General features: G+C 65.1%; 23 protein-coding genes and 1 tRNA gene. 19 read left to right on the top strand and 5 right to left on the bottom strand.

The window, feature by feature from the left end; translation table 11 throughout:
- Positions 1-74: 74 nt before the first annotated feature.
- A complete protein-coding gene (locus LH407_RS02775; protein ID WP_322132816.1) occupies positions 75-1,016 on the top strand; it encodes an EamA family transporter in 942 nt (313 codons plus the stop codon).
- 83 nt (positions 1,017-1,099) lie between these two features.
- Positions 1,100-2,113 (top strand): agmatine deiminase family protein, encoded by a 1,014-nt coding sequence (locus LH407_RS02770; RefSeq protein WP_322132817.1) that lies wholly within the window; start codon positions 1,100-1,102, stop codon positions 2,111-2,113.
- Between the two features lie 172 nt (positions 2,114-2,285).
- On the opposite strand, the gene LH407_RS02765 is transcribed toward LH407_RS02770, so the two are convergent.
- The 3 genes from LH407_RS02765 to LH407_RS02755 form a co-directional block, all read right to left on the bottom strand.
- Positions 2,286-3,317 carry a DMT family transporter gene (locus LH407_RS02765; RefSeq protein WP_322132818.1) on the bottom strand — a complete coding sequence of 344 codons (1,032 nt, stop codon included), beginning with the start codon at positions 3,315-3,317 and terminating at the stop codon, positions 2,286-2,288.
- Between the two features lie 132 nt (positions 3,318-3,449).
- A complete protein-coding gene (locus LH407_RS02760; RefSeq protein WP_322132819.1) occupies positions 3,450-4,064 on the bottom strand; it encodes a TetR/AcrR family transcriptional regulator in 615 nt (204 codons plus the stop codon).
- Positions 4,065-4,349: 285 nt separating this feature from the next.
- Positions 4,350-4,431 (bottom strand) — tRNA-Leu (locus tag LH407_RS02755).
- Positions 4,432-4,466: 35 nt separating this feature from the next.
- On the opposite strand from LH407_RS02755, the gene LH407_RS02750 reads away from it, so the two are divergent.
- From LH407_RS02750 to LH407_RS02735, 4 genes are read left to right on the top strand one after another with little or no spacing between them, the layout of a single operon-like run.
- Entirely contained in the window at positions 4,467-4,664 is a 198-nt protein-coding gene (locus LH407_RS02750) for a hypothetical protein (RefSeq protein ID WP_322132820.1), read from the top strand.
- Positions 4,665-4,718: 54 nt separating this feature from the next.
- Positions 4,719-5,927 (top strand): CpaF family protein, encoded by a 1,209-nt coding sequence (locus tag LH407_RS02745; protein ID WP_322132821.1) that lies wholly within the window; start codon positions 4,719-4,721, stop codon positions 5,925-5,927.
- Positions 5,924-6,775, top strand: coding sequence for a type II secretion system F family protein (locus LH407_RS02740; RefSeq protein ID WP_322132822.1), 852 nt, complete (start codon positions 5,924-5,926; stop codon positions 6,773-6,775). Before LH407_RS02745 ends, LH407_RS02740 begins: the two co-directional genes overlap by 4 nt.
- The gene (locus LH407_RS02735) at positions 6,772-7,683 is read left to right on the top strand and encodes a type II secretion system F family protein (protein ID WP_322132823.1); all 912 of its coding nucleotides are present in this window, start codon (positions 6,772-6,774) and stop codon (positions 7,681-7,683) included. Before LH407_RS02740 ends, LH407_RS02735 begins: the two co-directional genes overlap by 4 nt.
- Here LH407_RS02735 and LH407_RS02730 read toward each other — a convergent pair whose 3' ends face one another.
- Positions 7,684-8,601 (bottom strand): alpha/beta fold hydrolase, encoded by a 918-nt coding sequence (locus LH407_RS02730; RefSeq protein ID WP_322132824.1) that lies wholly within the window; start codon positions 8,599-8,601, stop codon positions 7,684-7,686.
- 220 nt (positions 8,602-8,821) lie between these two features.
- Between LH407_RS02730 and LH407_RS02725 the strand changes: the two genes are divergently transcribed.
- The 13 genes from LH407_RS02725 to smpB all read left to right on the top strand — a co-directional run bounded on the left by LH407_RS02725 (position 8,822) and on the right by smpB (position 16,958).
- Positions 8,822-9,205 (top strand): RidA family protein, encoded by a 384-nt coding sequence (locus tag LH407_RS02725; protein WP_322132825.1) that lies wholly within the window; start codon positions 8,822-8,824, stop codon positions 9,203-9,205.
- Positions 9,206-9,378: 173 nt separating this feature from the next.
- On the top strand, positions 9,379-9,903 hold the full coding sequence (locus tag LH407_RS02720; protein WP_322135034.1) for a hypothetical protein: 525 nt from the start codon (positions 9,379-9,381) through the stop codon (positions 9,901-9,903).
- Positions 9,904-9,972: 69 nt separating this feature from the next.
- Entirely contained in the window at positions 9,973-10,149 is a 177-nt protein-coding gene (locus LH407_RS02715) for a hypothetical protein (RefSeq protein WP_322132827.1), read from the top strand.
- Positions 10,133-10,531, top strand: a complete 399-nt coding sequence (locus LH407_RS02710; protein ID WP_322132828.1) for a TadE/TadG family type IV pilus assembly protein — start codon at positions 10,133-10,135, stop codon at positions 10,529-10,531. Before LH407_RS02715 ends, LH407_RS02710 begins: the two co-directional genes overlap by 17 nt.
- Positions 10,503-10,943: a hypothetical protein gene (locus tag LH407_RS02705; protein WP_322132829.1), complete on the top strand. Its 441-nt coding sequence runs from the start codon at positions 10,503-10,505 to the stop codon at positions 10,941-10,943. The genes LH407_RS02710 and LH407_RS02705 overlap by 29 nt, the downstream gene beginning before the upstream one ends.
- Positions 10,940-11,380 (top strand): pilus assembly protein TadG-related protein, encoded by a 441-nt coding sequence (locus tag LH407_RS02700; RefSeq protein WP_322132830.1) that lies wholly within the window; start codon positions 10,940-10,942, stop codon positions 11,378-11,380. Before LH407_RS02705 ends, LH407_RS02700 begins: the two co-directional genes overlap by 4 nt.
- 60 nt (positions 11,381-11,440) lie before the next feature.
- Complete coding sequence (gene prfB, locus LH407_RS02695; RefSeq protein WP_322132831.1) at positions 11,441-12,550, top strand: peptide chain release factor 2; 1,110 nt, start codon at positions 11,441-11,443, stop codon at positions 12,548-12,550.
- A gap of 4 nt (positions 12,551-12,554) precedes the next feature.
- Positions 12,555-12,941 carry a hypothetical protein gene (locus LH407_RS02690; RefSeq protein WP_322132832.1) on the top strand — a complete coding sequence of 129 codons (387 nt, stop codon included), beginning with the start codon at positions 12,555-12,557 and terminating at the stop codon, positions 12,939-12,941.
- Positions 12,938-13,393 (top strand): hypothetical protein, encoded by a 456-nt coding sequence (locus LH407_RS02685; RefSeq protein ID WP_322132833.1) that lies wholly within the window; start codon positions 12,938-12,940, stop codon positions 13,391-13,393. Before LH407_RS02690 ends, LH407_RS02685 begins: the two co-directional genes overlap by 4 nt.
- A gap of 85 nt (positions 13,394-13,478) precedes the next feature.
- Positions 13,479-14,204 carry a cell division ATP-binding protein FtsE gene (gene ftsE, locus LH407_RS02680; protein WP_322132834.1) on the top strand — a complete coding sequence of 242 codons (726 nt, stop codon included), beginning with the start codon at positions 13,479-13,481 and terminating at the stop codon, positions 14,202-14,204.
- Positions 14,201-15,118, top strand: a complete 918-nt coding sequence (ftsX, locus tag LH407_RS02675) for a permease-like cell division protein FtsX (protein ID WP_322132835.1) — start codon at positions 14,201-14,203, stop codon at positions 15,116-15,118. The genes ftsE and ftsX overlap by 4 nt, the downstream gene beginning before the upstream one ends.
- Positions 15,119-16,426, top strand: a complete 1,308-nt coding sequence (locus LH407_RS02670) for an MFS transporter (protein WP_322132836.1) — start codon at positions 15,119-15,121, stop codon at positions 16,424-16,426.
- Positions 16,427-16,481: 55 nt separating this feature from the next.
- On the top strand, positions 16,482-16,958 hold the full coding sequence (smpB, locus tag LH407_RS02665; protein ID WP_322132837.1) for an SsrA-binding protein SmpB: 477 nt from the start codon (positions 16,482-16,484) through the stop codon (positions 16,956-16,958).
- Between the two features lie 2 nt (positions 16,959-16,960).
- Here the strand turns inward: smpB and LH407_RS02660 are convergent, their stop codons facing one another.
- Positions 16,961-17,641, bottom strand: coding sequence for an SIMPL domain-containing protein (locus tag LH407_RS02660; RefSeq protein ID WP_322132838.1), 681 nt, complete (start codon positions 17,639-17,641; stop codon positions 16,961-16,963).

Below are 17,641 nucleotides of genomic sequence, written 5' to 3'. Positions count from 1 at the left end.
ATGGCCGGTATCTGCCCTATTCAATTAACTTAATTAGATTAGTTTAGGGATGCAGATATCGGAGAGAGGCCGCCATGTCCCCGTCAGTTCGCACCCTCGTGCTCAACGTCATCCAGTCCCGCGCGACCTCGCGTGCGCTCCTCGGCACGGTTCTCGTAGTACTCGCGTCGTCGAGTGTGCAGATCTCAGCGGCGCTCAGCCACTCGCTGTTCGACCGTCTCGGCCCGCTGGGGGTGAGTGGACTGCGTTTCGCCATCGCCGCCCTGGTCATGCTCCTCCTTATGAGGCCGCGAATTGCTGGCCGCAGTCGAGCGGAGTGGTTTTCGATAGTGCTTTACGGCCTCTCCATCGCCGCCATGAACGTGTTCATGTACCAGGCGCTGTCCTTCCTGCCCCTCGGCGTAGCTATCACCATGGAGTTCCTCGGCCCATTCGCCATCGCGCTGCTCGCATCACGCAGGCCGCGACAAGCGCTGTTTGCGATCATCGGACTCGTCGGGATCATCCTGATTGTTCGGCCAACCGCAACGTTCGACATGGTGGGAATCGTCTGCGGCGCTCTCGCCGCAGCGTCGCTCGCCGGCTACATCGTGATCGCTGATCGTATTGGGCGACGCGGAGGGGGCTCGCCGGAACTCGCCCTCGCTCTCTGTGTCGCTGCAGCCGTGACCTCTCCGTTCGCGGTCACCGCGGCCGGCTCAGTAGTTCTCGGCGATCTGCCGATCCTCGCCGCATCAGCGCTTCTCGGGGTGGTGCTCGCGTTCTCTGTCGACTTCCTTGCTGTCAAGGTCGCCGGAGCCCGCGCGGTGGCGATCCTTCTCTCCCTCGACCCCGTTCTCGCCGCCATCATTGGCGCGACCACCCTCGGCGAACACCTCGACGGCATCACGCTTGTCGGAATGGTGTGCGTCTCCGTGGCCGGTGGCCTCGCCACCTTCACTCGCAACACTGCGTCGGCGAAGCGAACGCGAGGCGTGGTTCATGAATCGAAGCCCATCGAGGGGCATGCGCTGTGACGGCACCGACCGCCTCAAGGCAAGAAAGAGCGCTAGCTTCACACGCGCCCGAGTCGGGCGAGAACGCGCACCCGCGTTACGTCATGCCACACGAGTGCTCACCGCAGGTGCGGACGTGGATGATCTGGCCCGCGGCCGACTACATGCTCGATGGTACGTACGCACCAGTCGAAGCGGTGTGGCGGGCATGGGCCGACGTGGCTCACGCCATCGCCGCGTTTCAGGCGGTCTCGATTCTCGTCGAACCCAGCCAGGAACAGGTTGCTCGCCGCTACCTCTCCGACATCATTGAGCGCCACGTCGTGCCTGTCGATGACGCATGGATGCGCGACAGCGGCCCGACGTTCGTGCGCGACAGCACGCGCCCTGGAGTTACCCCGGCCGTGAACTGGCAGTTCAATGCGTGGGGTGGGCTGGAACTCGCCGAAACCGCTGCAGACAACGCGATCGCTGCTCGCGTTGCGGGTTTCGCTGATGCTCCCGTGCTGCACTCGAGCATGGTCAACGAAGGTGGCGGCATCCACGTCGACGGTCGGGGTACCGCGCTCGTCACCGCAACGGTGCAGCTCGACCCTCGCCGCAACCCCGGCTGGAGCCGCGAGAACGTCGAAGCCGAGCTCGAGCGCACCATCGGTGCGCGTCGCGTGATCTGGATCGAACGCGGTCTCACGCGCGACTACGGGCCACTCGGCACCCGAGGTCACGTCGACATGATGGCGACTTTCAGCGAGCCCGGCGTGCTTCTCGTGCACGATCAGCGAGACGACGGGCATCCGGACCGCTCGGTTTCGATGGCGCTACACGCGCGACTGTCGGGCGAGCGGGATGCTTCGGGTGTACCTCTGACGACGGTCTCGCTTCCCGCGCCTACCGTGCTCCGCGACGCGGAGGGGTGGGTGGACTACAACTACGCCAATCACGCCGTCGTGAACGGCGCCGTCATCATGGGGGAGTTCGACGACCCCCATGATTCGGTGGCACGTGGAATCCTGCGGGACGCCTACCCGGGTCGCCAGGTCATCGGAATCGATGCGCGGCCCATCTTCGCGCTCGGCGGCGGTATCCACTGCATCACTCAGCAGCAGCCCACGGCCTGAAGCCGTCGTCGGCGGAGGAGCGCGCGGTCAGCGCCCGAGTGAACGCAGATAGCCGTCCACCCTCAGCGTGGCATCCTGCAGGGTGATCCCGAGCTGGAGAGCTCGAAGACGAGGCTTTCGAGGGCGCTAATGCGGGCGGAGATCTCGGGAGGAACCGAGTACAGGCTCATTATCACGCGAGCGAGATGCCGACGAGGGCGATGAGGGAGAGCACGATGCCGACGGTCTGCAGGCGGTTGGGTCGCTCCCGGAGGATCAGAAACGCGAGCCCGATGGTGACGGCCGGGTAGAAGCCGCTCACGACCGACAGCACAGCGAGATCGCCGAAGCCGAGACCGACAGTGAAAAGAGCGTTGGCAGTGGCATCGAAGGTGCCGCTGAGCATCGCGAGGCCGACAGCGGATGCGAGCACGATGCGCTTGACCTTCGACCTGTTGGCCGCGCTCGCGGTCGGACGCTCGCGCGTGAGGGTCGCGGTTGCTGCGGGAAGCGCATTCGTGGGTTCGACAACGGCCGGGCCGCGGGATGAGGTGCCGACGGTGAAGCGAAGCGGAGGCTTCGTCTGAGTCAATCGCTCGTCCACGAGGATCCGTCGGCCGCGCGCGGCCAGGAGGGCGACGACGAGGAAAGCAATGACGACGCAGGTGATGCGGTTGGCCATGATCGGCGTGAGTCCTGCTTCGTCTACGTAGACGTTGCCGAACCCGCCGTCCAGATAAATGTAAAAGAGTCCGAGAAACGCTCCCGCCACAGAGGCTTTAACCATGTCGATGGGGCGGGCTTTCGAGGCACGAGAATCCGGGGCCGCTGCAACGAGTGCGATCGCTATGAGTCCTATTGCGACGGATGCCCATCCGAGGGAACTGAAGGTCTCGCCCGTGAGAAGGCCCGCGGCCATCGGCACCAGCGTGGAGACGATCGCAACGGCCGGCGCGAGGGTTGTCATGGGGCCGACGGAGTATGCCGAATAGAGGAGCCAGATGCCCAGGCACGAGGTGATGCCCGTCCCAACGCCGCCCGCCCAGGTCTCGGCGTGCCACACGCCGCCGTCGAACGGGGCCGCGATCGTGAGCGCGATGACCCCGGCCAGAGCGGCAAGGCCGGTTACGAGCATCGCTGTGACGCGTCGAGACGCGAAGCCGCCGACGAAGTCTCCGGCTCCGAAGAATACGGCGCTGAGCGCGCCGAAGAGTACTGCGATCATGATTGGCCTTTCACGAGGCGGAAGAAGTGTGAGGCAAGAGCCGAAGGTTCGTCACGACACTAAAACAAAGACAATTAGTTTGTGAAGAGCCGAAAAATGCCGTGGCATCGACATGCCACGGCGGGTTCGGCGCTAGCGCGACGCCAAGCGCAGCTCGAGAGCAGAGATCAGAGACTCCACGGCGAAGTCGAAGACCGCATCTGCGCGACCGCGCCCCTTCGGATTGGCGCGCAATGACTCGCCAAGGGCATGGTCAGCGGACTCGGTCTCGACCGGGAAAACCTGATCGGGTGCACCCAGGTCGAGAGCACCCCCCGCGGTGAGAAGATCGACAGTGCCGATGACCTGGTAGACCTCCTCTGACGTGAATCCGGCACCGCGAAGCACCTCAGCGAAGTCGACGACGGATGCGATCGGCTCCTCGGCCGTCATCTCCGAGATCATGAGATCAGCAGCAAGCCACGGATGCTGGCCGATCGAATTGCGGTCGTGGTACGCGACGTGGCGCAGTACCTCCTGCCAGGGCCATGAGCGATCGATCTTCGGCCCCTGCTCCCGGTGGATCGTTTCGCGCATCAGCTCGAGGACCTCATCGAGTCCGCCAACATAGTTGTAGAGCGAAGGCGAGGTGACCCCGAGATGCTTCGCCAGCTGGGTGAGCGTCAGCCTGCCGTGGTCGTCCGCGACCTCCAGTGCGGCACGCGCAATGCGCTCCCGGGAGAGAAGTGAAACCTTAGGTCGTCCCATGTCCTGCCTCGCACTTCTGCTGCACGGCAAATAGCCGTCGTAAAACTAATGCTATTCGCTGCGCGGAAGGCGGGACCTGAACCCTGGTGCGGAAGGCGGGACTTGAACCCCTCCCCGCCGGCACGGCCGTCGCTCGGTGCGGAAGGCGGGACTTGAACCCCTCCCCACCGAGCCGCCGACACATCGCTTCGCGCTGTGTCGGACTGCGCGGCGGGGGCCCCGGTACGTTTCGCGCCCGCCTCAGAACCGAGCGCCGCCCGGCCCGACGGGCCGACCGTCGCTCGGTGCGGAAGGCGGGACTTGAACCCGCACGCCCTAGGGCACAGGAACCTAAATCCTGCGTGTCTGCCAATTTCACCACTTCCGCTGGCCCCAACAGCTTAAGGCGTAGGCTGCTGTGCCATGAGCACCGCCCTCCAGCTGCGAGCATCCGTCGCCGAACACTTCGAGCGCTACTGGATCGTGTGGGTCGTCGGGGTCGGAGCGCTCATCGTCGGAATCGCGATCGGGTTCGCCCTCGACGGCGGAACGGGGTTCGGCGCAGCCACGAGCCTCACCGGCATCGGCGGGGGAGAAGCTCCGCGGCAGGGCGGCTGGTAGCAGCCCTGTGGAGAGCGGCCGCACAATGTTGCGCCGCTCGCGCACACTCGGGCGATGCCCCCACTGCACGATGAGCTAGCCGAGCGGGTTCGCGCTCGAGTGCGACGGGACGGCGTCACGCTCGACCCCCAAGCCGCGGCAGCGTACGTGGGCGAAGAGGTCCGCCGCTACAGCGAGCACGCCCTGGGCGACGTAGACGCGACCCTTCCCGACGAAGCAGGTACACGCCGCGACGTGCTGGCTCAGATCACGGGCTTCGGTGCGCTTCAACCGCTCCTCGACGACCCCGAGATCGAGGAGATCTGGATTAATGCTCCCGACACGATCTTCGTGGCGCGAGGTGGTGTGAAAGCGAATGCTCCGATCGAGCTCACCTCCGACACTGTGCGTGACCTCGTGGAACGGATGCTCGCCACAACCGGTCGTCGACTAGACCTGAGTTCCCCCTTCGTCGACGCGTCACTGCCAGACGGTTCACGCCTGCACGTCGTGATTCCGGAGGTGACGGCGCGGCACTGGGCGATCAACATCCGTAAGTTCGTGCCTCGAGTACGCACCCTCAACTCGTTGGTTCGCGAAGGCGCCCTGACGCGGCACGCCGGGGAGTTTCTGCGCATGAGCATGATCGCCGGCGCCAACATCCTCGTTTCTGGGGCAACCCACACCGGCAAAACGACCCTGATCGGTGCTCTTCTCGGCGCTGGACCGGCCCACAGTCGCGTCGTCACGGTTGAGGAGACCTTCGAACTTGCGCCGGCCATCGACGACTGGGTGGCGCTCCAGTGCCGACAACCCAGCCTCGAGGGCTCGGGCGAGATCACCCTTCGCCACCTCGTGCGCGAATCGCTGCGCATGCGGCCGGATCGTATTGCGCTCGGTGAAGTGAGGGGAGCCGAAGCGTTCGACCTTCTCATCGCCCTGAACTCTGGTGTGCCGGGCATCTCGAGCATTCACGCCAACGGTGCCCAGGATGCCCTCGCCAAACTTTCCACGCTCGCGCTGCTTGCGGGAGGCAACGTCGACATCCCCTTCGTCACGTCGACGGTCGCGGCGGTCGTCGACGTTGTGGTGCACTGCACAATCGATCGGAGTGGACATCGCAGCGTCGACGAGATCGTCGCGCTCACCGGTTCCGGAAGAGAAGTCGAGTCGCTCTTCCGCCGAGATCGTGGTCAGCTCGAGGCGACAGGCGTGGCCCCAACTCGAACGTCGAAGTTTGACTCGGCAGGCCTCGACATCCGGGCGCTGTTGGAGCACCGGTGAGCGCGTGGCTCGGGCTTGCCTTCGGTACGGGACTGCTGCTCTGTCTTGCACCCGTTCTCTGGCCCCAGACAGCTGGCGCCCAGGATCGACGGGGGCTTCTGCGTGTCGCGACGGAGCGGGTGGGCCTCGGGAGCATGCATCCGGTTGTTCTTCTTGGGTTGTGTCTTGCGACGGGTGTTGCGCTCTCGGCGGCGGCATTCGCGTTGCTCGGCGTCGTACCGCTCGCGGTGGCCAGCGGCCTTGTCGGATTCGCGGCGCCCATATGGGCGGTGGGGCGTCGGGGTCGTCAGGTCGCGGACGGGCATCGTGCACTCTGGCCCGACGTCATCGACCTCCTCGTTTCAGCGATCCGATCGGGCATGACCGTGCCCGACGCCATCGCGGAAGTCGCCGCCACCGGGCCGGTTGCCGCCCGTGCGGCTTTCGGCGCGAGCGAGAGAGTGGTCCGGGCATCCGGCGACTTCTCGGCGTCCATCGACGCTGCGAAGCGGGAGGCCGCCGACCCCGTCGCCGATCGGGTCCTCGAGACACTGCGGCTGGGTAGGGAGGTCGGCGGCACGGGCCTCCCGGGAGTGTTGCGCTCGTTGGCCGTCGACGTGCGCCAGGAGTTCGCTATCAGATCTGAGGTGGCCGCTCGACGATCGTGGATTGTTGGAGCCGCCCGGCTCGGAGTGGCGGCTCCGTGGGTCGTGCTCGTTCTCCTCAGCATGCGGCCGGAGGCGGCGGCCGCGTACAACACGGGGGAGGGCATTGTGCTTGTGCTGGGTGGTCTCGCTCTCACCGCGATCGCCTACGCCGTGATGATCCGTATTGGCACGCCGTCGCGCGAACGTCGATGGTTCGCATGACCTCACTCCAGGCGTGGGGCGTGGTCACTGGCATCGTTTTTGCCATCGGTGCATGGTGCGTGCTCAGCTTTTTTCCCCGCTGGCGACCGCGGCGTGTACTACGGCGCCTGGCGCCATACGCGGCGGATGTTTCGGCCGACGCCAGAGCGATGCTTCGGTCGGCCGCGCCCGGAGCCAAAGGTGTCCTCCCACTGACGAGGTTGTTTTCTCGCTGGGGTGCGGTCGCCGGTGGAGACGCACTCATTGCTCGACTGGCGCGGCAGAGTGGCACGGGTGCCTCGCTAATTCGGGTCCGCTCGCAGCAAGCGGTCGCTGCCGTGGTCGGCGTCTGCGTGGGAACGGCGACATCCCTCAGCATCCCCGGGGTGTCAGTCCCAGCCGCGTCCCTCCTCGGCGCTGCGGGGCTCGCGGTCGGTGTACTGGCTCCGAGAGCGGCCCTGGCCCGCGCGGCGTCCCGCCGGCTTGCGCGGCTGGACGCGGAGCTTCCGTCGGTGCTCGAGTTTCTTGCGCTGAGCCTGACGGCGGGTGAGGGCATCCTGGGCGCCATCCGCCGTATCGCGGTCTACGGCAGCGGAGAGATGGCGCGTGAGCTGTCGATCGTCGTGACGGATGTCGCGGCCGGACTCACGCTCGCCCGCTCGTTGCACATGCTCGCTCGTGACCTAGACCTGCCCGCGTTCACCCGTTGCGTCGACCAGCTCGCGGCGGCGGCTGAGCGCGGAGCACCCGTGACCGAGGTGCTGCGCGCTCAGGCGCAGGAGGCGCGCGACGCGCAGTACCGCAAAGAGCTCGAGGCCGCAGGCAGGCGCGAGATCGCCATGCTGTTCCCGTTGGTGTTCGGGGTGCTGCCGGTCACGGTGCTCTTCGCCGTGTTCCCTGGGTTGGTCGCCCTCAGGGTGGGGTTCTGACTAGCGCGCCGCGGTGATCGCGGTGTGCACGAGCTCGAGTACCTCGGAGTTCCACGTCATGGCGGTTTCCCACGGCAGACCCAGGAGGTCGGAGGTGAAGATGCTGTGCGTAAGGGGGAACGAGTGGGTAGTTCGATGCGCCAGCACCTCGGTCGAAACATCCGTCGCAAGCGCGCTCCACTCCGAGACGAAACCGTCGTGGGGCCAGTAACGGTTTTCGCCGGCAGCGTGCAGATAGCTGCCGCCGATGAGCGTGACCGGGATGTCGTCAAGCACCCCTTTCTGGGCTTCGTTCCAGCCGTCCGGGCCGCCGAGATAGCGCGCGGTCACTTGTTGGGCAGCACCGACCGGCAACTCGTCGGCACGCTTGCGAAACTCGGTGACGACTCGCTCTGTCGCCGGGTCGCCCGCGCAGTCCTGGAGGGTTGCGTCACCGACGACGAAGTCGCCAACAAGGGAGCCGTTCCAGGGTGTGCCCAACGTGGTGAGCGAAGCGACACTCAGCGGGGACTCGGTCGCCTTCAGCACGCTGATCGCCGCACGTGAGAACAGCCCGCCCATCGAATGGGCGACCAAATGGAGCTGCGTCACCCCGTACGTGTCGCCCAAGTAACCCAGGAACCGCGCCAAATGTTCACCGGCGAGGTCAATATCGCCGGTCGAGTTGACGGTCAGGTGCGCAGGCAGCTCGAAGGGCATCCCCCCAAATTTTCCGAACCCGCCCAGTTGGTCGACGACGGGTCCTCGAGCGTTCATCGCCGGTGACGTGAAGACCTCGTGACCCTGATTCAGCAAGTACTCGCGGATGGCGGTGTCGGTGTTGCCTGCCGCGAGCCCAATCGAGCAGGCGTCGGTGGGAGTCGTGAATGGACTGACGGCGTCCCCGCCCGACACAACAACGACGGCTGTCGAACCCACGCGTTCCTCCTCGGTGCACCGGCAACGGCCCGGATTCGGTCGCGCTCGACCACACACTAATGCCGCCGATCCCGTTTCGGATCACTCCGAAACGGGGGCCAAACCGTTCGGCGGAACGTCGTTGAGCCGACTGTGGGTATGCTCCCGACCTCCGACGACCGTAGTCGCAGCGACCGCGCCGCTAAGCTGTCAGCCCGCTCCCTCAAGAAATGGATCCCACGTGTCTCGTCGCCTCATCAATTCCGGTTCGCCTTTCGAAGCACAGATGGGGTACTCACGTGCCGTTGTCGACGGTGACTGGGTGTTCGTCTCCGGAACCACCGGTTACGACTACGAGACCATGACCCTGTCTCCGGATGTCGCGGAGCAGGCAGCGCAGTCCCTCCGCAACATCGGGGCCGCCCTCTCCGAGGCCGGTGCCACGTTCGCCGACGTCGTGCGTGTGCACTACATCCTCCCCAGCGCGGATGACTTCGAAGCCTGCTGGCCTGCGCTTCAGGAGGTCTTCGGGGAGATCCGTCCCGCAGCGACGATGTTCGAGGCGGGCCTCGCGAACCGCGACATGAAGATCGAGATCGAGGTCACCGCGCGGGTGCAGTCCTGATCTCAACTAATCGCCAAACTCGCGTATGAAGGAGCGGGTTACGCACCAGGCTGGCTGGTACACGAATCGGCACGTGACGGGTCGTTCGTCGAGGGCTCGTCCAGACGGTCTCAGACCGTACTCGTTCGGTCGATATTCTTCAGTGCATGCTGAGCAATCCCGGTTCCGTTTCCGTGCTCGGCACTCGCTGGTCGGAGTACCGAAAGAACGAGATTGAAAGTTTCGGCTTTCTCGGTCTCCGCTCGAAAACGGTCGCGTCGCCGCCCATTCGTTTCCTGGATTGGACTATTGACGGTGAGGCGTTACGGGACCGGCTGGTGATTAACGGCGGGATTCCTTGCGACGACGTCACGTTCCTCGTTGAACACTCCGAGGGAGATCGCTTCGCTATCGAGAGCCTGAAGGCGTTGCTCGGAGTGAGCCACTCGGGACTCGACCCATGGGTTGAGTTTGTCGATGGTCGCGCGGGGCTCCTGTTCTGTCATCTGTGCGGCGATCTGGGCTGTGGAGCGGTGAGTGCCAAAGTCGTGTTCGGCGACGAACTCGTTGAGTGGCGGGCCGTCTCGTATCAGGACGGCGTGACAGGGGCTGTGCTGTCCGACGGCGGCCCGGCGTTCTCGCTGATATTCAACCGCGTCGAGTACGAGTCCCTTCTGCGGACACTCCTAGACCGCTGGGATGTAAAGCCCATCCGATAGCCTCGCTGAGTTCGCGAGGGCTGTGGACAGGTTCCCTGCAGTGCCGGGGAGTCCGGGCACCATGCGGTCATGAAATCGATCAAGCAGCAGCTTGCGGATTTGGCCCGTCACGACCGCGGTGACGTACCCGGCTGGGTACTTGTAACACTCATGACCGCGGGGCTCGTTGTGCTCATCTGGGCGGCGGCCGGGCCCGCGCTGAGTTCGGTTTTCGAGCAGGCGATCGAGCGTGTCGTCCGGTTCTGAACTGCGCGACGAGAACGGCTCCGCGGTCGCCGAGTTCGTGATGGTGGGTGCGCTTCTTACGGTTCTCGCGCTCGCCGTGGTGCAGCTCGCGCTCGCTCTCCACGTGAGGACGACTCTCGTCGACGCGGCGGCCGAGGGTGCTCGCTTCGCGGCGCTCGCCGACTCCTCCCTTGACGACGGCGCAATTCGAACGCGCGAACTCGTAGCCGCCGCTCTCGGCCCCGGCTATCCGATCGACGTGGAGGTCGCAGAGTCGACGTTCCTCGGCCACCCTGCGGTGCGCGTTACCGTGCGTGGCGAGCTACCGGTTGTCGCGCTCTTCGGGCCAAGTGGTGGGCTGGAGGTATCCGGCCATGCCGCGCGGCAAACACTGGGGGAGTGATGCGGGAACTGCATCCCTGGAGTTCATCACGGTCGGTGTGATCCTTCTGATCCCACTTGTGTACCTCGTGCTCGTCATCGGCGCGATCCAATCGGCGGCCCTCGCCGCGGAGGGTGGGGCCCGGCATGCTGTGCGCCTCCTCGCGACAGGTGAAGCGCCGTACGGCAACGGCACACTCGAGCGTGCCGTCGAATTCGCCCTGGCCGATCACGGAGTCACCCCGTCGAATATCCGCGTTGAAGTCGCGTGCTCCGGCCCGCCGCCGTGTTCGCAGCGAGGGGACTTCACGCGCGTGAGCGTCGAACTCGCGGTGCCGCTTCCCCTCGTACCAGTGTTCCCCGGCGTCTCGCCTCCCACCATCCCCGTGGCGGCGTCGGCCACCCAGCAGGTCTCGCGATGGGCGGGCGGATGACTCGGCACACCCTCCACGACGACGAGGGTTCGATTCTCCCGCTCCTCGCAGGCTACGTCGCCCTCGCACTGGCGATCGTGCTTGTTGTTGCAGCGGCGACCTCGCTCTACATCGAACGCAAACGCCTCCTTACTCTCGCTGACGGTGCGGCGCTCGCCGGTGCCGAGTCGTTCGAACTCGACTCCGTGATCGTCAACCAGGACACCGTGCGACCGGTGCTGGTCGACAAAACGGTTCTCGCGGCCGTAACCGACTACGTGGGCGCAACACCGAGGGACGCGTTCGAGGATCTCCGAGTGGAGAATGCGGCCACCTCGGACGGGCGAAGCGCCACCGTCACCGTGTCTGCCCAGTGGCGACCGCCAGTGCTGGCCCCATTCGTGAGGGAGGGACTACGCCTCGAGGTGACCTCGACCGCGCGAACAGCCTTCTGGTAGCGCGGGTTTCGGTCGCGCTCCGGCTTCCGCCCAGGCGCCGCCCGGTAGGCTGGGCGGGACATGGACGAGTTGGACATCACAGACGACATCGCCGCCCTCCGCTCGACTTTCGCGGACATCCGCAGCGTTGTCGGGGTCGAGGCACTCCAGAAGGAGATCGCCAGCCTGAGCGAGCAGGCCGGTGCGCCCGACCTCTGGGATGACCCGGAGAAGGCGCAGAAGGTCACGAGCGCACTCAGTCACCGCCAGTCGGAACTCGCGCGTATCACGAGCATCGAGTCGCGTCTGGATGACCTCGAGATCATGGTTCAGCTCGCCAACGAGGAGCAGGATGCCGCGGCCGCAGCCGACGCGCGTGCCGAGCTCGCCGCGATCTCCGCCACCCTCGGTGACCTTGAGGTGCAGACCCTCCTCGACGGCGAGTACGACGACAAGCCTGCCGTCATCACCATCCGGGCAGGCGCCGGCGGTGTGGATGCCGCGGACTTCGCCGACATGCTGCTGCGTATGTACCTTCGCTGGGCAGAGAAGCACAAGTACCCCGTGACCGTCATGGACACAAGCTACGCGGAGGAGGCGGGCATCAAGTCCGCGACCTTCGAGGTTGATGCCCCGTACGCGTTCGGCACGCTCAGCGTGGAGGCCGGCACCCATCGCCTCGTGCGTATGAGCCCCTTCGGAGCCGCGGGCAAGCGCCAGACGAGTTTCGCGGCGGTCGAGGTGATCCCGCTTCTCGAAGAGGCGACAACCGTCGACATCCCCGAGTCCGATATCCGCGTCGACGTATTCCGCTCTAGCGGCCCCGGCGGTCAGTCGGTCAACACGACGGACTCCGCAGTGCGTATTACCCACCTCCCGACGGGCATCGTCGTATCGATGCAGAACGAGAAGAGCCAGATCCAGAACCGCGCCGCGGCAATGCGCGTGCTCCAGTCGCGACTGCTCATCCTCCAGCGCGAACAGGAAGCGGCGACGAAGAAGGAACTCGCAGGCAACATCACGGCGAGCTGGGGTGACCAGATGCGCTCCTACGTGCTCGCTCCGTACCAGATGGTCAAAGATCTCCGCACCGAGTACGAGGTGTCCAAACCCGACGACGTGTTCGACGGCGACCTCGACGGTTTCATCGCAGCGGGCATCAAGTGGCGCAAGCGAGCGGTCGAGGACTGACGTGATGAGCGGGCAATGGACGATGTTGCCGGGCACCTCCACGGGCCTGGTCGTTGCGCGACCCCTCAGCGTGAATCTCGAGCAGGAACTGATCCGACGCGGTAGTGAGGTTGCTCCGCTGCGCGAGTTCGTTTCCGCCGCCCTCGAGCGCACCTACGACGGCGCACTCGTGTTGGTGTTGGATGCGGCATCCGGATTCTCGGCTCGTATCCTCCTGCACGACGGTGCCCGCCCCGTGCTGCACGAGGTCACGCGACAGCTGCTCCTGCAACTGATTCCCCTCACCTCGATTCCTCCGCAGGCCGTGAGGCCCGCCCTGTCGCGGGCGGAAGTCACCGATTTTGTGGCCGACCCGCACACACTTGCCGCTCGCGTCGCTTCGCTGAAATGACCGAGTGGGTGCCGCTTGAGGGGAGCAAGCGTGTTGCCCAACTCTCACGTGGTGCCGCGACGTTCGTCGACGTTCTCCTCTTGCCTTTCACCCTCCCGTTTCAGCTGATCGCCTGGTTGTTCGCCGAGGGGGGAGCCGTGGAGGTTGATCTGGACACCTTCCGGCTGCGGCGTGGACGACGCATCGTCGATGTCCAGGATGTGGACCGCGCGCGACGGCTCGATGATGACGGCACCGCGTGGCTTCGACTCTCGGCGCGCGAGCGGTTCGAGTTTCTTGTGCCGCTGAGTGGAGAGGAGCGGATGCCCGCGCTCACCCGCGCGACACTGCTTACGATCATCCCCAAAACGTCCATCGCCCTCCCCGACAACCCCTTTGGCTCGAGCCGCCGAGCGTTTCCCGACTACTTGACGCGTGACGAGGTTGTCGATCTGGTGAGTCGGCTGCACTGAGCACAGCGGCCGAGTTGCTGGGAAATACCGGCGAGCGGGTGTCGTTGCGGCGGATTTTGATACGTCAACTTAGGCTGACCCCGTCATGATTCGCTTTGATTCCGTCACCAAGGCATACCCCGGCACCTCGCGGCCAGCGCTCAACAACGTCAGCCTCGAGATACTGAAGGGGGAGTTTGTCTTCCTCGTCGGTGCCTCCGGCTCCGGCAAGTCGAGTTTCTTGCGTCTCATCCTCAAGGAGGAGACGCCGACCAGCGGCGCGATCCACGTGCTCGGCCAGCACCTCAACACACTGGCCAGCCGCAAGGTTCCGTACTTCCGCCGCAATCTCGGCGTCGTGTTCCAGGACTTTCGTCTGCTCCCCAACAAGACAGTTTTCGACAACGTCGCCTTCACGCTCCAGGTGATCGGCAAATCGCGCGGCTTCATTCAGGAGGCCGTTCCGGATGCCCTCAAGATGGTCGGCCTCGCTGGCAAGGCGGGGCGCCTCCCGCACGAACTCTCCGGTGGTGAGCAGCAGCGTGTTGCCATCGCCCGAGCAGTAGTGAACAAGCCTGCAATCCTGCTCGCCGACGAGCCGACGGGTAACCTTGACCCCGCCACCTCCGCGGGCATCATGACCCTCCTCGAGCGCATCAACCTCGGCGGCACCACGGTAGTCATGGCCACACACGACGCCGGCATCGTCGACCAGATGAAGCGCCGCGTCATCGAGCTCACGAGCGGTCAGATCGTGCGCGACGAGCGCCAGGGCGGCTACCAGACCCAGGCAGTGCCCGTGCAGCGTCCCGCCACGGAGGTCGCATCATGAGGGTCGGACTGATTCTCGGCGAGGTCGCCAACGGCCTGCGTCGCAACGTCAGCATGGTCATCTCGGTTGTGCTCGTGACCTTCATCTCGCTCACCTTCGTGGGTGCGGCCATCCTCCTGCAGATGCAGATCGGTCAGATGAAGGGCTACTGGTATGACCGGGCCCAGGTCGCGGTCTACATGTGCACCGACGTCGACACCACCGGCAATTGCACGCAGACGGCGGCGACGGATGCCCAGATCGCTGCGGTTCAGGACCAGCTCGACGGTCCCGCCCTGTCTCCCTACATCGAGCGCTACGAGTTCGAAACCCACGAGCAGGCGTACGAGAACTTCCAGAACCAGTTCGCGGACAGCCCCATCGCAGCGTTCGTGACGCCGGAGACGCTCAACGAGAGCTTCCGCGTGAACCTGATCAATCCGGCGGATGCCGACATCCTCATCGAGAGTCTGTCCGGTTCCGCCGGCGTGCAAAACGTCGAGGATCAACGTGGTTACCTCGACCAGATCTTCTCGGTCCTCAACGCGGCGAGCTACACGGCGATCGGTGTCGCCGCGCTCATGCTTATCGCCGCCGTCCTCCTCATCGCGACCACCATCAGGCTGAGCGCCTTCTCGCGCAGACGAGAGCTCGGCATCATGAGGCTCGTCGGCGCATCCAATCGCTTCATCCAAACACCGTTCATCCTGGAGGGGGTCTTCGCTGCCCTCATCGGTTCGCTGCTTGCCGGCGGCGCGATCGTGGCTATCGTGCAGTTCTTCGTGCAGGGCTATTTGCAGTCGACGCTCCAGGCGACCACCACTCTCGTGGGTGTGAGTGATGCGGCGATCGTTGTGCCGATCCTGGTGATCGTGGGTGCGGCGTTAGCGGCGGCATCCGCGGGTGTCGCCATCAGTCGCTATCTGAAGGTCTAAATGTCCACGACGCAGACGAACCCGCGTTCCCGTGTCATCGTCGCGAGTCTCGTCGGAACTTCGATCGAGTTCTACGACTTCTACGTCTACGCGACAGCAGCCGTTCTCGTTTTCCCGACGCTCTTTTTCGCCAACGAGGACCCGACGGTCGCGCTCCTCGCGTCGTTCGCCGTCTTCGGGGTCGCCTTCATCGCTCGTCCCATCGGGTCTATCGTGTTCGGCCATTTCGGTGACCGCATCGGTCGCAAGGGAACACTTGTCGCCTCGCTGCTCACGATGGGTGTCGCGACGGTTCTCATCGGCGCACTACCGACCGCGCTGACTCCCGGCTGGGAGATCCTCGCCCCCGCGTTCCTCGTGCTCCTGCGCTTCGCCCAGGGGCTTGGCCTCGGTGGCGAGTGGAGCGGTGCGGCCCTGCTGGCGACCGAGAACGCCCCCGCCGGCAAACGCGCGATCTACGGCACGTTCCCTCAGCTGGGCGCACCGATCGGATTCATCCTCGCCAACGGTGTTTTTCTTGTGCTCGCCTCGACGATGGACAACGACCACTTCATCGAGTGGGGTTGGCGTGTGCCCTTCCTCGCGAGCGCGATCCTCGTTGTTGTCGGGCTCTACGTTCGATTCAAACTCGTCGAGACCCCGGCGTTCCAGAAAGTGGTGGACCAGGGCGACGTCGCGGCGGTGCCGCTGGCCCGCGTGTTCCGCACGAGTTGGCGTCCGCTCATCCTGGGCACCTTCATCATGCTCGCCACCTACACGCTCTTCTACCTGATGACGACGTTCACGCTCACCTTCGGCACGACGCCGACGGATGCCGCGACCGCGGGCCTTGGCTACACGCGCAACGACTTCCTCCTCATGCTCATCCTCGGTGTGCTGTTTTTCGGTGCCTTCACGATCATCTCGGGGCCGCTCGCCGAACGGTGGGGTCGGCGCAGGCTCCTCATCGCGACAACTATCGCGATCATCGTGTTCGGTTTCCTCTTCGTGCCGCTGTTCAGCGGCGGGATCGTTGGCGTCATGGCGCTGCTCATCCTGGGTTTCACACTCATGGGATTGACCTTCGGCCCGATGGCTGCTGTGCTGCCGGAGCTCTTCCCGACCAACGTTCGTTATACGGGTTCGGCGATCAGTTACAACCTGTCGAGCATCCTCGGTGCGGCAGTCGCGCCCTTCATCGCGGTCGCCCTGTGGGCCGCCGCCGCGGGAAGTCCCGTGCTCGTGGGCGTCTACCTCTCCGCGATGGGTGTGATCACGCTTATCGCCCTGCTGATCAGCAAGGACACGGGAGACGTGGACTACGTCTGACCCTCCGGTAGACTGAACGGCTGCTCGCACCGAGCACCATCACACGGAGACGATCATGCCCAGGGAACGCGGCCAGAAGGTTGTGGCCAGTAACCGCAAGGCTCGCCACGACTACCTCATCGAGGACACGTACGAGGCGGGCCTCGTACTGACGGGCACGGAAGTGAAGTCGCTGCGTCAGGGTCGCGCGAGCCTCATCGACGGTTACGGCTTCATCGACGGCGGTGAGGCATGGCTCGATGCCGTCCACATTCCCGAATTCAACCAGGGTTCGTGGAACAACCACCCTCCGCGTCGCAAGCGCAAGATGCTCCTCCACAAGGCGCAGATCGTGAAGATCGCCAACAAGATCAAGGATGGTGGTTACACTCTCGTGCCGCTGTCGATTTACTTCTCCGACGGCAACGCGAAGGTCGAGATCGCGGTCGCCAAGGGTAAGCGCGAGTACGACAAACGTCAGACCCTCCGCGAGCGTCAGGACAAGCGGGAGGCCGAACGTGCCATGCGCTCCCGCAACAACATGGGGGAGTAACCCTAGCTCGCTACGAACCGCGCGTCGACGACAGCGGAAACCGCGATCTCCTCTGGCTTGAGGGCAAGGGCCGGAGCCCCACCGAAATCGGCGGACGCCTTCATCGCCCCGCGGAGCATGGGGGCGGGCATCCCGCCGGCGACTCCTGCCGGGTCGCCGAGCATCCCCGGGTCGGCGAGGGCGATGGCTTTGACCGAGCCGAGCCCGATGCTCTGCGCGAAGATCGCGGCCTTGGAGACGGCATCCTTCACCGCTCGCGAGCGCACTTCGGTGGTGACCGACGTTCGTGTCGCCTCGGTCAGATCCCACTGGATGCCGCCGATGGCTGTGTCCGGAATGGATGCTGCGGCCTCCACCCACTCCGCGAGTGCGCCGAAGTCGCTGAACTTGACGGAGAAGTCGACGGCCGCGTGAAAGACGGGATCCAGTTGGGCGCCCTCGTTGTTCCAGGGTCGTTCCGTCCACACACGCACCGAATCCGACGACCACCACGTGATCGGTCCCGACGTCGTGTTGTGCAGCGGCTCGACGAGAGCGCGGAGCGACTCCGTCGCGGTTGTCGCCCGCTGAAACACGTCCTCGCGTGTGTCGCCCCACGCGTGGACGGATGCGGAGACGGTGGCGCGCTCGGCGGGATACCAGGCCGAATGTTCGCCCTGCACGGTGATGATGGTGTCGGCCAC

It is taken from the genome of Antiquaquibacter oligotrophicus, assembly GCF_020535405.1.
Lineage (GTDB): Bacteria > Actinomycetota > Actinomycetes > Actinomycetales > Microbacteriaceae > Rhodoglobus > Rhodoglobus oligotrophicus.
Note: the sequence above shows the minus strand (reverse complement) of the source record. Positions and strands in the feature narration are given on the sequence as shown.